Source organism: Xanthomonas sp. 1678 (assembly GCF_031455575.1).
Classification (GTDB): domain Bacteria; phylum Pseudomonadota; class Gammaproteobacteria; order Xanthomonadales; family Xanthomonadaceae; genus Xanthomonas_A.
Genome location: NZ_JAVDSZ010000001.1, coordinates 79963 through 93784 on the forward strand (window position 1 = coordinate 79963; position 13822 = coordinate 93784).

At 66.6% G+C, this 13822-nt stretch carries 9 protein-coding genes and 8 tRNA genes; 15 read left to right on the forward strand and 2 right to left on the reverse strand.

The features are described from left to right. Positions 1 to 114 precede the first annotated feature (114 nt). Positions 115 to 891 carry a Bax inhibitor-1/YccA family protein gene (locus J2Y70_RS00415; RefSeq protein ID WP_286038036.1) on the reverse strand — a complete coding sequence of 259 codons (777 nt, stop codon included), beginning with the start codon at positions 889 to 891 and terminating at the stop codon, positions 115 to 117. A 154-nt stretch (positions 892 to 1045) separates the two neighbouring features. On the opposite strand from J2Y70_RS00415, the gene J2Y70_RS00420 reads away from it, so the two are divergent. The 4 genes from J2Y70_RS00420 (at position 1046) to J2Y70_RS00435 (ending at position 1510) form a co-directional block, all read left to right on the forward strand. Next, positions 1046 to 1122: transfer RNA gene (locus J2Y70_RS00420), tRNA-Pro, on the forward strand. A 46-nt stretch (positions 1123 to 1168) separates the two neighbouring features. After that, positions 1169 to 1245 (forward strand) — tRNA-Arg (locus J2Y70_RS00425). Between the two features lie 36 nt (positions 1246 to 1281). Beyond that, positions 1282 to 1358: transfer RNA gene (locus J2Y70_RS00430), tRNA-His, on the forward strand. 76 nt (positions 1359 to 1434) lie between these two features. Continuing rightward, positions 1435 to 1510: transfer RNA gene (locus J2Y70_RS00435), tRNA-Lys, on the forward strand. A 95-nt stretch (positions 1511 to 1605) separates the two neighbouring features. Here J2Y70_RS00435 and J2Y70_RS00440 read toward each other — a convergent pair. Next, a complete protein-coding gene (locus J2Y70_RS00440; protein ID WP_309912210.1) occupies positions 1606 to 2970 on the reverse strand; it encodes a S41 family peptidase in 1365 nt (454 codons plus the stop codon). 47 nt (positions 2971 to 3017) lie between these two features. On the opposite strand from J2Y70_RS00440, the gene J2Y70_RS00445 reads away from it, so the two are divergent. From J2Y70_RS00445 to J2Y70_RS00495, 11 genes are all read left to right on the forward strand, one after another. Next, positions 3018 to 3623 carry a helix-turn-helix domain-containing protein gene (locus J2Y70_RS00445; RefSeq protein ID WP_309912212.1) on the forward strand — a complete coding sequence of 202 codons (606 nt, stop codon included), beginning with the start codon at positions 3018 to 3020 and terminating at the stop codon, positions 3621 to 3623. A gap of 256 nt (positions 3624 to 3879) precedes the next feature. After that, a tRNA-Leu gene (locus J2Y70_RS00450) sits at positions 3880 to 3964 on the forward strand. A gap of 215 nt (positions 3965 to 4179) precedes the next feature. Further along, positions 4180 to 5475, forward strand: coding sequence for a trigger factor (gene tig, locus J2Y70_RS00455; protein WP_263397463.1), 1296 nt, complete (start codon positions 4180 to 4182; stop codon positions 5473 to 5475). Positions 5476 to 5611: 136 nt separating this feature from the next. After that, positions 5612 to 6238 (forward strand): ATP-dependent Clp endopeptidase proteolytic subunit ClpP, encoded by a 627-nt coding sequence (clpP, locus tag J2Y70_RS00460; RefSeq protein ID WP_145701584.1) that lies wholly within the window; start codon positions 5612 to 5614, stop codon positions 6236 to 6238. Positions 6239 to 6366: 128 nt separating this feature from the next. After that, the gene (clpX, locus tag J2Y70_RS00465; protein ID WP_003468538.1) at positions 6367 to 7653 is read left to right on the forward strand and encodes an ATP-dependent Clp protease ATP-binding subunit ClpX; all 1287 of its coding nucleotides are present in this window, start codon (positions 6367 to 6369) and stop codon (positions 7651 to 7653) included. A gap of 176 nt (positions 7654 to 7829) precedes the next feature. Further along, positions 7830 to 10301, forward strand: coding sequence for an endopeptidase La (gene lon, locus J2Y70_RS00470; RefSeq protein WP_309912216.1), 2472 nt, complete (start codon positions 7830 to 7832; stop codon positions 10299 to 10301). Positions 10302 to 10484: 183 nt separating this feature from the next. Beyond that, positions 10485 to 10802: an HU family DNA-binding protein gene (locus tag J2Y70_RS00475; protein ID WP_228320647.1), complete on the forward strand. Its 318-nt coding sequence runs from the start codon at positions 10485 to 10487 to the stop codon at positions 10800 to 10802. A gap of 11 nt (positions 10803 to 10813) precedes the next feature. After that, positions 10814 to 10888 (forward strand) — tRNA-Val (locus J2Y70_RS00480). Positions 10889 to 10915: 27 nt separating this feature from the next. After that, positions 10916 to 10992 (forward strand) — tRNA-Asp (locus J2Y70_RS00485). A 116-nt stretch (positions 10993 to 11108) separates the two neighbouring features. Next, positions 11109 to 11185 (forward strand) — tRNA-Asp (locus J2Y70_RS00490). Positions 11186 to 11365: 180 nt separating this feature from the next. Beyond that, the gene (locus J2Y70_RS00495) at positions 11366 to 13357 is read left to right on the forward strand and encodes a peptidyl-prolyl cis-trans isomerase (RefSeq protein ID WP_309912218.1); all 1992 of its coding nucleotides are present in this window, start codon (positions 11366 to 11368) and stop codon (positions 13355 to 13357) included. Positions 13358 to 13822: the final 465 nt, after the last annotated feature.

The following is a 13822-nucleotide window of genomic DNA, read 5'->3' on the forward strand; positions in this document are numbered from 1 at the left end:
GGGCGCCTTGAGGCGCCCTTTCTTTTGCTCGGAAGTTTGTCTGAAGCCACTTCCGCTCATCGATCACAGGGAGCCGCTCTTGCGAATCCCCAATCCCGATTCCCGACTCCCGGCTTAATTTCGCGACTGCAACTTCGACAGCAGCCGCAGGAACTCGATGTACAGCCACACCAGGGTGACCATCAGCCCGAACGCGCCGTACCACTCCATGTACTTCGGCGCGCCCTGTTCCACGCCGCTCTCGATGAAGTCGAAGTCCAGCACCAGGTTCAGCGCCGCCACCACCACCACGAACAGGCTGAACAGGATGCCGACCGTGCCGGAGGCGTGGATGAAGGGGATCTGGATGTTGAAGAAGCCGAGCACGATGGTCGCCAGGTACACGAGTGCGATGCCGCCGGTGGCCGCCACCACGCCGAGCTTGAAGTTCTCGGTGGCCTTGATCAGCCCGCTGCGGTACGCGAACAGCAGCGCGAACAGGGTGCCGAAGGTCAGCAGCACCGCCTGCAGCACGATGCCGTTGAAGCGCACTTCGTACATCGCCGAGATCGAACCCAGGAAGAAGCCTTCCACCAGCGCGTACAGCGGCGCGGTGATCGGCGCCCAGGTCTTCTTGAAGGTGGTGATCATGGCCAGGATGAAGCCGCCGATGGCGCCGCCCAGCACGTAGCCGATGATGCCCGGGGCGATCACTTCTTTGCCGGCGCCGTCGATCGAGATCGACTGGCTCCAGGCGAACGCCGCCGTCAGCACGGTCAACAGCAGCAACGCGCCGGTCTTGTGGATGGTGCCGTTCAGGGTCATCGCCTCGCCGTCGCGCGAGACCACCGCGCCGCTGCCGAGGTCGAGGAAGGTGGATTCCTTCAAGGCGGGGTTGCCGCTGCGGATCATGCTGTTTCTCCCTGTAAAAAAGACGATTGGCCCGTATCGGCCGCAAGTGCCGAGCATAGCGCAGGCCACGGTGACGCCGCGTGCCGTTGACACCGGGCCGCGAGGTTCCCACAATAGCCGACCTTTCCGGCCTCGGCCGCGAGGGATGTTCCGCCGGGGTATAGCGCAGTCTGGTAGCGCGCCTGCTTTGGGAGCAGGATGTCGGGGGTTCGAATCCCTCTACCCCGACCAATCCGATGTCCAAACGGCGGAGAGGAATGCGACAATCCGGCCCCGGGCGCCCGTAGCTCAACCGGATAGAGCACCGGCCTTCTAAGCCGGCGGTTACAGGTTCGATTCCTGTCGGGCGCGCCACATCGGTGCCGGGCAGGGTGTTGCAAGAGTTCAATGGTGGCTGTAGCTCAGCTGGTTAGAGTACTGGATTGTGATTCCAGATGTCGGGGGTTCGAGTCCCCTCAGCCACCCCATTGATCGTGTGACCCGCTGCTTCGCGGGGTGTTGCAACGAAGCAAAAAAGCGCATAAAATGCGCGACTCAGTTTCAGGGCCGTTAGCTCAGTTGGTAGAGCAGTTGACTCTTAATCAATAGGTCCAAGGTTCGAATCCTTGACGGCCCACCAAATCAAGCAGCCACTTAGCGCAAGCCAAGTGGCTGTTTTTTTATGTGCCGCGCGCGGAGCAGCCGGCGATGGCATGGGCGCGCACGGTGCCTTGCTCAGTCCCGCGCCGCCGCCGCGATCGCCAATGCGGTCTCCACCATCGCGTCGGGCCGCAGCGGATCGTCGTCGATGGCGATGTCCGGCGTCAGCAGCATCGGTGTCGCCGCTGCCGACGGCCGCACCAGCAGCAGCCGCGGAACCCACAGCGCCAGCCCGGTGTGCGGCAGTACGATCTTCTGGACGCCGCCGGTCTGCGTGCTCCTGGCGCTGGCGCCTTCGCCGAGCAGCGTTCCGAAGCGGAAGTCCTGCATCGTGTCGGCGAACAGCACCGCCGAGGAATAGGTGCCGCGGCCGACCAGTACATAGACCTTGCCGTCGAAGTGCAGCGGGTCCGCCGTCTGCGGGGTGCTCCATGTCTCTATGGGGCCGCTCAGCACCTCGCCCAGCCGTTCATGTTTCGACGGGTCGGCGCGGATCACCTTCTTGGTGTAGCGCGACGCCCAGCGGTAGGGGCGATCGGCGATGTAGGGCAGCAGCCCTTGCAGCCACAGCGCATCGTCGCCGCCGCCGTTCTGCCGTACGTCGATGATCAGCGTCCGCGTGCCGCTGGCCTGCATCTGCTGGAACGCGCGGCGTGTGAACTCCAGGAAGGCGGCGGGCTCGGGCCACGAGAAGGTGCGGATGGTCATGACCGCGGCGGCGCCCGGGCGCAGCTCGAAGCCGAACTGCCGGTCGAACTCGTCCTCGCCGACCAGGATTGAAGGGCGGGCGTGGCTTGCGGTCTGGTGCAGCCGCGCCTGCGGCGGCCCGGCGAGGGTCAGCCGGAATGTCGCGGGTGCGCCGTACACTTTCCAGTAGAAGAACCACCAGCGCCGCGACAGCAGGTCGGCGCGGAAGCGTGCGCTGTCGCCGTGCACGTGCGCGAGCAATGCGCGCGCGACCGCGTCCGCGCGAACGCCGTTGATGGTCGCGACCCGGCGGCCGGCGAGGGCGGTCGGGGCGCCGCCCAGGTCGGACAGGATCCGCACCCGCGCCTGCGCATCGACCGTGACCTCGAAGGGAAACAGGGCGCCCCCGTCGCGCAGATGACGTTCCGTCTCCGCGCGCCAGTCGGCATAGCCGACGAAGAAGTGGCCATCGGCAAGCAGCGGGTTGAGCGTGGAGAATTCCCGCCAGGCCGCATCGCGGTCCAATCCGGTCGCGACCCGCTGGCGCAGCGCGTCGAGCGCGGACTGCAGCCGCATGGGATCGGTCGAATGCGATGGCTGCGGGTGGGTCGCGGCGATTCCCGCTTCCAGGGCGTCGATGTCGGCGCGCAGCTGCTGCGTGCTGTAGCGTTCAGCCGCCAGGGCGGGCGCGATCAGCGCCGGCGTGGCGGCAAGCAAGAGCAGGCATGCTCGGAGCAGTGGCAGCCTTGGCATGACGACCTCCCGGAAAGTGTGTTGAAAAAATACCATAAAATTTCAATATGACGAAGAAAGCCAAACCGCCGCTCGATGCCGCCGCGATCCGTGATCCGGCCCACATCCGTCTGCTGGCCTCGCCGGTCCGCCAGGAGCTGGTCGATACGCTGGCCTCGCTGGGCGGGGAGGCCAGCGTTGCGGACCTCTCGGAACAGTTGGGGCGGCCGGCGGACGGCCTCTACTACCACCTGCAACTGCTCGCCGAGAGCGAACTCGTGCGCGAAGGCGAGGGCGCGGCCGGGGAGCGGATCTTCCGGCTCGCGGGCAGCGCCGGCGCACCTCTGCGACTGGCCTACGATCTGGCCGACGAACAGGCGGCTGCGGCCCTGGCCGCCTATGCCAAGGGCCTGGCGCAGGTCGCCGAGCGCGACTTCCAGGCGGCCTTGAAGCAGCCCGGGGTCGAGGTCGAAGGCCCCGCCCGGCAACTGTGGGCGGCACGCAACAAGGGCTGGCTCAACGCGGCCGAACTGGCCGAAGCCAATGCCTTGCTGGAGCGGCTGTGCGACCTGTTGAGCCGCCCGCGCGATCCCTCGCGCGACCGGCCGATGTCGCTGGCGTTCGTGCTCGCGCCGGCGGCGGTGCGCGGCCGGCGCCGGGCGCCCAAGCGCTGAACGGCAGGCGGGACGTCGCCTCGCGGCTGGCGTTTGGCGGGGCGCCCGTCCGTCGGCCACGCGAGACGCGTCTTCGCGACGCGCATGCCCAACGTGTTGCTTGCAGCCGGTTGACGTCGCCTCCCGCGCTCCACCAGATGTGGAGCCGCGCATCCCCTGTCGCCGACCGGATGGACGGCATCCGCTCAGCCAGGTGCCTTTTTCTTTGCCGGCAGGCCTGCAACAATGCGCAGGCGAGCGCGTCCTGCGCCGCAGCGCGAAAGTGGCGGAATTGGTAGACGCCCTGGTTTTAGGTACCAGTGCCGCAAGGCGTAGGGGTTCGAGTCCCCTCTTTCGCACCATCCCGGCGCCGCTCGCGCGGCCCGCCGTCCCCCTGCAGCCCCGTCCGCAGGCCCGTCGCGCCAGGCCCATGCCGGCGCCGGTCGACCGGGTGCGCTGGCAGGCACCGCGGGAATAGGCGAAACTATCCGGCTGCGGCGGCCGTCCCGTGCCCGCGTCAACCCGTATTTCTCTACATCGTGCCGAGAGCCGTGGGCTCCCGGTGGCAGGAGTCCACATGCAAGCTTCGATCGAAACCACCGGTACCCTGGAACGGCGTCTGACCTTCACCCTGCCGGAGGAGCGCCTGGAGACCCATATCGGCGGCCGCCTGCGCGAAGTCGCGCGGACCGCGCGGATCAAGGGTTTCCGCCCCGGCAAGATCCCGCCCAAGGTGATCGAGCAACGCTTCGGCCCGCAGATCCGCGCCGAGGCGCTGGACGGCCTGCTGCGCGAGACCTTCGACTCGGCGGTGCGCGAGCACGAGCTGCGCCTGGCCGGCAATCCGCGCATCGACCGCGCCGGCGACAACGAGCTGCAGTTCGTGGCGACCTTCGAAGTGGTGCCGGATTTCGGCGACATCGACGTGGCCAAGCTCGAAGTGGTCCGCCACACCGCCGAGGTCACCGATGCCGACATCGAGCAGATGATCGAGAACCTGCGCCTGCAGCGCCGCACCTGGCAGCCCGCCGAGCGCCCGGCGCAGGACGGCGACCTAGTGACCCTGGAGACCTGGTCGCAGGCCGGCGACGAGCGCCTGCCCGCCGAGGGCGTGGAGAAGGGCAGCAGTGTGATCGGGTCGGGCGTCATGTTCCCGGCGATCGAGCAGGGCCTGGTCGGCCTGTCCAAGGACGAGGAAAAGACCCTGACGGTCGATTTCCCGGCCGACTGGCGCGTGCCGCAGTTCGCCGGCAAGCAGGTCCAGGTGCACGTGAAGGCGGTCGACGTCGCCGCGCCGGTGCTGCCGGAGGTGGACAAGGAGTTCATCAAGAGCTTCGGCGTGAAGAGCGGCGACGCCGAGCAGTTCCGCAAGGACATCCGCATCAACCTGGAGCGCGAGCTCAAGGGCGCGCTGATGAACCGGCTGCGCCGCGAGGTCGGCGAGCAGCTGATCGCCGCCTACGCGTCGGTGGAAATGCCGCCGCGGCTGGTCGAGAACGAAGCGCGTTCGATGCTGGCGCAGCAGGTGGAACAGATGCGCCGCTCCGGCCGCGATCCGGGCCAGGTGCCGGACGACGCCCACCAGGGCTTCGTCGACGCGGCGCGCAAGCGCGTGCTGGTCGGCCTGCTGGTCGGCGAGGTCGCCCGCCGCAACGAGCTGCGCCTGGACCCCAAGCGGGTCTCGGAGACGCTGCGCCTGATCGCCTCGACCTACGAAGAGCCGGAACAGGTCATTGAGATGTACCGCAACGACCCCCAATTGATGGGTGGACTGCAGAGCCGTGTGATGGAGGAGCAGGTGATCGACTGGATCGCCGAGCGCGCCAAGCACACCGAGCAGGCGATGACGTTCCAGGAAGCGATCCGCCAGTAAGGCGACGCTTCGCGGCGGCCCGCATGTTGCATGCGGGTTGGAGACGCAATCCAAGCCCTCGCAGCCGTGGGGCGCGACACGATGCAACCCCTGCACATCCCCGTGCAGGGACGACACACAGAGCAGGAGTTCCCGCGTGGACAATGTGACCAAGGCCTTGAATCTGGTTCCGATGGTGGTCGAGCAGACCAGCCGCGGCGAGCGCGCCTACGACATCTATTCGCGCCTGCTGAAGGAGCGTCTGATCTTCCTGGTCGGTCCGATCGACGACCACATGGCCAACGTGATCGTGGCGCAGATGCTGTTCCTGGAAGCGGACAACCCGGAAAAGGACATCAGCATCTACATCAACTCGCCGGGCGGCGTGGTCACCGCCGGCATGGCGATCTACGACACCATGCAGTACATCAAGCCGGACGTGAGCACCATCTGCGTCGGCCAGGCCGCCTCGATGGGCGCGCTGCTGCTGGCGTCGGGCGCGGCCGGCAAGCGCTACGCGCTGCCGAATTCGCGGGTGATGATCCACCAGCCGCTGGGCGGCTTCCAGGGCCAGGCCACCGACATCGACATCCACGCCCGCGAGATCCTGACCCTGCGCGCGCGGCTGAACGAAATCCTCGCCAAGCACACCGGCCAGTCGCTGGAAACCATCGCCCGCGACACCGAGCGCGACAACTTCAAGAGCGCCGTCGACGCGCAGACCTACGGGCTCGTCGACCAGGTGCTGGAGCGCCGTCCGGAAGAGTCGATCCAGCCGGCATAAGGCTTGCATGTACTGCAAAACGCAGCGTATTCCGCAGGGCCGGGGTCGGGCTAGCGTCCTCCCGGCCCTGTGCTATTCTCGAAATCGAACCCCCGTTCATCGGGTGGGGTAACTGGGTAAGCGAAGCAATGAGCGAAGACCGGCAAGGCCGTTCCGGCGACAGCAACAAGATTCTGTACTGCTCGTTCTGCGGCAAGAGTCAACACGAGGTCCGTAAGCTGATCGCCGGGCCGAGCGTGTTCATCTGCGACGAATGCGTCGAGCTGTGCAACGACATCATCCGCGAGGAACTCGAGGAGAAGGCGCAGTCCGCACGCAGCAGCCTGCCCAAGCCCAAGGAAATCCTCGAGGTGCTGGACCAGTACGTGATCGGGCAGCTGCGCGCCAAGCGCACGCTCGCCGTGGCCGTGTACAACCACTACAAGCGCATCGAGAGCCGCCAGAAGAACGACGAAGTCGAACTGGCCAAATCCAACATCCTGCTGGTCGGCCCGACCGGTTCGGGCAAGACGCTGCTGGCCGAGACGCTGGCGCGACTGCTCAACGTGCCGTTCACGATCGCCGATGCGACCACGCTGACCGAAGCCGGCTATGTCGGCGAGGACGTGGAAAACATCATCCAGAAGCTGCTGCAGAAGTGCGACTACGACGTCGACAAGGCGCAGCAGGGCATCGTCTACATCGACGAGATCGACAAGATCTCGCGCAAGAGCGAGAACCCGTCGATCACCCGCGACGTGTCCGGCGAAGGCGTGCAGCAGGCGCTGCTGAAGCTCATCGAGGGCACGGTCGCCTCGGTGCCGCCGCAGGGCGGGCGCAAGCATCCGCAGCAGGAATTCCTGCAGGTGGACACCAAGAACATCCTGTTCATCTGCGGCGGCGCGTTCGCCGGCCTGGACAAGGTGATCCAGCAGCGCTCCAACGACGTCGGCGGCATCGGCTTCGGCGCCAAGGTGAAGAGTTCCGAGCGCAAGCGCGAAGTCGGCAAGATCCTGGCGGAAGTGGAGCCGGAGGACTTGATCAAGTTCGGCCTGATCCCCGAGTTCGTCGGCCGCCTGCCGGTGGTCGCCACGCTCGAGGAGCTGGACGAGCCGGCGCTGATCCGGATCCTGACCGAGCCGAAGAACGCGATCACCAAGCAGTTCAAGAAGCTGTTCGAGATGGAAGGCGTGGAGCTGGAATTCCGGCCCGACGCGCTGCTGGCCATCGCCAAGAAGGCGCTCAAGCGCAAGACCGGCGCGCGCGGCCTGCGTACCATCGTCGAGTCGGTGCTGCTGGACACGATGTACGAATTGCCGTCGCAGGAAAACGTCAGCAAGGTGGTGGTCGACGAGTCGGTGATCGAGCACAAGTCCGAGCCGTACCTGATCTACCAGACCCCGCCGCCGGCGCCGAAGGTGGCGTCCGCCGAGTGAGGCTCGGGTGAGGCCGCGGCGCTGTCCCGCCGTGGTCTTCGCGGCCTGCTAAGCGGTTGAAAGAAAAGGGGCTTTTTCGCTGCCCTTGCATCATCCAGCCGATGGCCCCATAACGGGGCCATCGGCATTTTTATGCCCGCCTTTTACGCATTCCCGCACCCCACATCGGAACCCTCATGGCCCAGTCCAAATCCGAAGTCCTCGACCTGCCGGTCCTGCCGTTGCGCGACGTCGTGGTCTTCCCGCACATGGTCATCCCGCTGTTCGTCGGCCGCGACAAGTCGATGCGCGCGCTCGAGCACGCGATGGAGGCCGACAAGCGCATCCTGCTGGTCGCGCAGAAATCCGCCGAGACCGACGATCCGGTGGCCGCCGACCTGTACAACGTCGGCACCCTGGCGCAGGTCCTGCAACTGCTGAAGCTGCCCGACGGCACCATCAAGGTGCTGGTCGAGGGGCTGTCGCGGGTCAGCGTCGACAAGGTGGTCGAGCGCGACGGCGCGCTGCAGGGCGAAGGCAGCGAGATCGAGGCCGCCGAGTCGCGCGAGGAGCGCGAGGTCGAGGCGATCGCGCGCTCGCTGATGTCGCTGTTCGAGCAGTACGTCAAGACCAACCGCAAGCTGCCGCCGGAGCTGCTGCAGACGCTGGCGGGCATCGACGAGCCGGGCCGCCTGGCCGACACCATCGCCGCGCACATCGGCGTGCGCCTGTCGGACAAGCAGCGCCTGCTGGAAACCCTGGAAGTGGGCGAGCGCCTGGAGATGCTGGTCGGCCTGGTCGACGGCGAGATCGACGTGCAGCAGCTGGAGAAGCGCATCCGCGGCCGGGTCAAGTCGCAGATGGAGAAGAGCCAGCGCGAGTACTACCTCAACGAGCAGATGAAGGCGATCCAGAAGGAGCTGGGCGATCTCGACGACGCGCCCGGCGAACTGGAAGAGCTGGCGCGCAAGATCGCCGAGGCGGGCATGCCCAAGCCGGTGGAGACCAAGGCCAAGGCCGAGCTCAACAAGCTCAAGCAGATGTCGCCGATGTCGGCCGAGGCCGCGGTCGTGCGCAACTATCTGGATTGGCTGCTGGGCGTGCCGTGGAAGAAGCGCAGCAAGGTGCGCAAGGACCTGAAGGTCGCGCAGGAAACGCTGGACGCCGATCACTACGGCCTGGAGAAGGTCAAGGACCGTATCCTCGAATACCTCGCGGTGCAGTCGCGGGTGAAGCAGATGAAGGGCCCGATCCTGTGCCTGGTCGGTCCGCCCGGCGTTGGCAAGACCTCGCTCGGCCAGTCGATCGCCAAGGCGACCAACCGCAAGTTCGTGCGCATGTCGCTCGGCGGCGTGCGCGACGAGGCGGAAATCCGCGGGCATCGGCGCACCTACGTCGGCTCGATGCCAGGCCGCATCGTGCAGAACCTCAACAAGGTCGGCAGCAAGAACCCGCTGTTCGTGCTCGACGAGATCGACAAGATGTCGATGGACTTCCGCGGCGATCCGTCCTCGGCGCTGCTGGAAGTGCTCGACCCCGAGCAGAACAACGCGTTCAACGACCACTACCTGGAAGTGGATCTGGACCTGTCGGAAGTGATGTTCGTGGCGACCTCCAACTCGCTCAACATCCCCGGCCCGCTGCTCGACCGCATGGAGGTGATTCGCATCCCCGGCTACACCGAGGACGAGAAGCTCGCCATCGCCATGCGTTACCTGGTGCCCAAGCAGCTGAAGGCCAACGGCCTGAAGGGCGACGAGCTGGAGATCGCCGCCGACGCGATCCGCGACATCGTGCGCTACTACACGCGCGAATCCGGCGTGCGCAACCTCGAGCGCGAGGTCGCCAAGATCTGCCGCAAGGTGGTCAAGGAGATCGCGCTGGCCGGGCCGCAGGCGCAGGTCGCCAAGAAGGCGGTGGCGAAGAAGGGCGCGGCGCGCAAGGACAAGGCGCGCGTCAGTGTCGGTTCCAAGAACCTGGACAAGTACCTGGGTGTGCGCCGCTTCGATTTCGGTCGCGCCGAGGAGCAGAACGAGGTCGGCCTGGTCACCGGCCTGGCCTGGACCGAGGTCGGCGGCGATCTGCTGCAGATCGAGTCGACCCTGGTCCCGGGCAAGGGCGCGGTGATCCTGACCGGCCAGCTCGGCGACGTGATGAAGGAATCGGCATCGGCGGCGCTGTCGGTGGTGCGTTCGCGCGCCGAGCGGCTCGGCATCGAGGTCGACTTCCTGCAGAAGCACGACGTGCATCTGCACGTGCCCGATGGCGCCACGCCGAAGGACGGCCCCAGCGCCGGCATCGCGATGGTGACCTCGCTGGTGTCGATGCTGACCAAGGTGCCGGTCAAGGCCGACGTGGCGATGACCGGCGAGATCACGCTGCGCGGCCGCGTCTCGGCGATCGGCGGGCTCAAGGAGAAATTGCTGGCGGCGCTGCGCGGCGGCATCCGCACGGTGATCATCCCCGAAGAGAACCGCAAGGATCTGGCCGACATCCCGGACAACGTGACCCGCGACCTGAAGATCGTGCCGGTGAAGTGGATCGACGAAGTGCTGGATCTGGCGCTGGAGACGCCGCTCAAGCCCAAGGCCGCGGCCGATGGCGAGCAGGCGCCGGTGCGGCGCAAGCCCAAGCCGAAAGCATCCCCGAACGCGCGCGTCAAGCACTGAAAAGCGCTGAACCGCACCCGCCCAAGTGGCTCAAACCCGCGCCGTTGCTGGCTTTTCGGCTTGCGCGGGTACGAGGCCGCTGGTATAAATGCACGACTTGCGAGCACTGCGAACGGGCGTGCTTGGTAGTGAAAAATCAATCGGGGGCCTCGTCCCGGACGAGGCAGGCCAAGCCGACACCCGATCCTCAATTCCGCGGTTTTCTGCCGCACATGGAGTCATCAAGAAATGAATAAAGCCGAACTGAACGACGCTATCGCCGCCGCTGCCGATATCTCCAAGGCCGAAGCCGGTCGCGCCGTCGACGCCTTCGTATCCGAAGTCACCAAGGCGCTCAAGAAGGGCGACAGCGTGACCCTCGTGGGCTTCGGCACCTTCCAGGTGCGCGACCGTGCCGAGCGCACCGGCCGCAACCCGAAGACCGGCGACTCGATCAAGATCGCCGCGTCGAAGAATCCGACCTTCAAGGCTGGCAAAGCGCTGAAGGATGCCGTAAACTAATCGACTCGCTAGGGTGCTTAGCTCAGCGGTAGAGCGTCTCCTTTACACGGAGAGGGTCGGGGGTTCGAAACCCTCAGCACCCACCAGAGCACCGAGCGACAAGTTTCAAAAGCGGAGTGGTAGTTCAGTCGGTTAGAATGCTGGCCTGTCACGCCGGAGGTCGCGGGTTCGAGTCCCGTCCACTCCGCCAGTTGCACCGAAGCCCCTGAGAAATCGGGGGTTTCGTTTCTCGAAGCATCCGCCGCGTTCTGCGCTGCGCCGATACCCAGAGATTGCGGGCCTTGCGCCTGCCTCCGTTCAAAAAGCGGAGTGGTAGTTCAGTCGGTTAGAATGCTGGCCTGTCACGCCGGAGGTCGCGGGTTCGAGTCCCGTCCACTCCGCCAGTTTTGTACGCGAAACCCCCGAGCGATCGGGGGTTTCTTTTTTTCCGGAAGGCGTTGCCGGCGACAGCCGGGCGGACCGCGGATGTCCGTGGCGCGCGGCCCCTGCGGTACGCCATTCCGCGGCAGGGCGTGAAGCGGGTTAAACTGCGCGGCTCGCCACCTGGCCTCGGTTCCCAACCAATGCTGCAGAAACTCCGCGAAAAGACCTCGGGCTGGATCGCCACCGCGATCATCGGCCTGTTGATGATTCCGTTCCTGTTCGTCATCGACGGCAGCTACCTCGGTGGCGTCGGTGCCAACAACGTCGCCAAGGTGCAGGCGCCGCCGTCGTGGTGGGCGTCGGCTCCGTCGTGGTGGCCGGCCTCGTTGCTGTGGCGCCACCAGGAAGTGAGCACGGAGCAGTTCCGCGCGCGCTTCGAGGAAGCGCGCCAGCAGGAGCGGCAGCAACAGGGCGAGAACTTCGACCCGCGCGAGTTCGAAAGCGCCGACAACAAGCGCAAGGTGCTCGACCAGTTGATCGACGAGCAAGTGGTGAAGCTGGCGTCCGAGCAGGCCGGCGTGGTCATCGGCGATGCGGCGATCCGCGACTACATCAGCACCATTCCGGCGTTCCAGAACGACGGCAAGTTCGATCCCGAGCGTTACCGCCTGGCCTTGGCTTCGGGCACGCCGCCGCGGACGCCGGCGATGTTCGACCAGATGGTGCGCGATGGCCTGCAGCAGTCGCTGATCCCGTCTGCGCTGATGGAATCGGCGTTCGCGACCCAGCAGGAAACCGAGCGCCTGCTGAAGATGCTGAGCGAGACCCGCGACGTGGACCTGGCGCTGCTGCCGGAGCAGCCGGCCGACACCACGCCGGTCAGCGACGCGCAGGTGCAGCAGTGGTACGACGCGCACCAGGCCGACTTCAAGCAGCCGGAGCGGGTGTCGATCGAATACGTCGAACTGGACGCGTCCAAGCTGCCGCCGGCCAAGCCGGCCGACGAGGCGGCGCTGCGCAAGCGCTACGAGGAGGAGAAGGCGCGCTTCGTCGAACCCGACCAGCGCCTGACCTCGCACATCCTGATCAGCGCCGGCAAGGACGCCGCAGCGCAGAAGGCGGCCGAGGCCAAGGCCGCCAAGCTGGTCGCCGAGGCCAAGCAGCCGGGCGCCGACTTCGCCGCGCTGGCCCGCGCCAATTCCGAGGATTCGGGCTCCAAGAACGCCGGCGGCGACCTGGGCTGGGTCGAAAAGGGCACGATGGTCAAGCCGTTCGACGACGCGCTGTTCGCGATGAAGGCCGGAGACATCATCGGCCCGGTGAAGAGCGAGTTCGGCTACCACGTGATCCAGCTGCGCGAGATCAAGGGCGGCCAGGGCAAGAGCTTCGAGCAGGTGCGCGACCAGCTCGCCGGCGAGCAGCTTCAGGCCGACAACGAGAAGGCCTTCAGCGAACTGAGCGGGCGGCTGGTGGACCTGGTCTACAAGAACCCGACCGCGCTGGCGCCGGCGGCCAAGGAAGTGGGCCTGCCGGTGCAGACCCTGGGGCCGTTCTCGCGCGCCGACGCCAGTGGCGTCGCTGCGCAGCCGGCGGTGCTGCGTGCGGCGTTCTCCGACACGCTGGTGCAGGACGGCACGGTCAGCGATCCGATCACGCTGGGGCCGAACCACAACGTGATGATCCGCGTCACCCAGCACCTGCCCGAGCAGACCCAGCCGTTGGCCAAGGTCCGCGAGCAGGTGGTCGCTGCGGTGCATGCCGATCGCACCGCCAAGGCGGCGGCGGCCAAGGCCGATGCGCTGCTGGAGAAGCTGCGCAAGGGCGAGACGTTGCAGGCGCTGGCCGGCCCAGAGAATTTGCAGCTCAACCCGATGCCGGGGTTGCCGCGCACCGTGCCGATGCCGAGTCCGGAAGCCAATCGCGCGATCTTCAGCGCGCCGCCGCCGGCCGCGGGCAAGCCGTCGGTGGGCAAGGTGGAGCTGTCGGCGAACGGCATCCCGGGCGGCGCCAAGCGCTACGCGCTGTTCGTGGTCAACAAGGTGAATCCGGGCGACCTGAGCAAGGTGCCGGCAGAGCAGCAGGCCACGCTCAAGCAGCAGTTGGGCCAGATCGAGGGCGCCACCGCGGCGAAGGCCTACGTCGACGCGATGCGCAAGCGCTACAAGGTCACCGTGCAGGAAGCGCAGCTGTAACTGCCGCTTGCCGATGCATGATGCGAACAAGCCCGGCATTGCCGGGCTTGTTCGTTTGTGGGGCCTGCACTGCGGGCACTTGAGGCACTCGGCACTCCGGGCAAAGGGAGCACGGGAGCACTTGGGACATTCGGATGTGCGGTGATGTGTTGCGCGATCATGCGTCGTGACGCTGTCGCTGCGGCAGGTCGGAAGGCCGGCAAGGAAGTGTGCATGTGCTTCGTGCATGCGCCGGTACGTCGTACCCTCATCCGCCCCTTCGGGGCACCTTCTCCCGAGGGGAGAAGGAAGCGCCAGCGTGCGAGGTGTGGCCCGCTGACGCGTGCGTGCGGGTTACCGGTGCGCGTGTATGACGCACGCCCAGGGCTGTCGCGCCTGCGCTAGGCGGCAGCATCGGTGCCGATGCCGATGCCGATGCCGATTACCGCTGGCCATGATGGCGTCCATCGCCGCAGCGATGTGTCG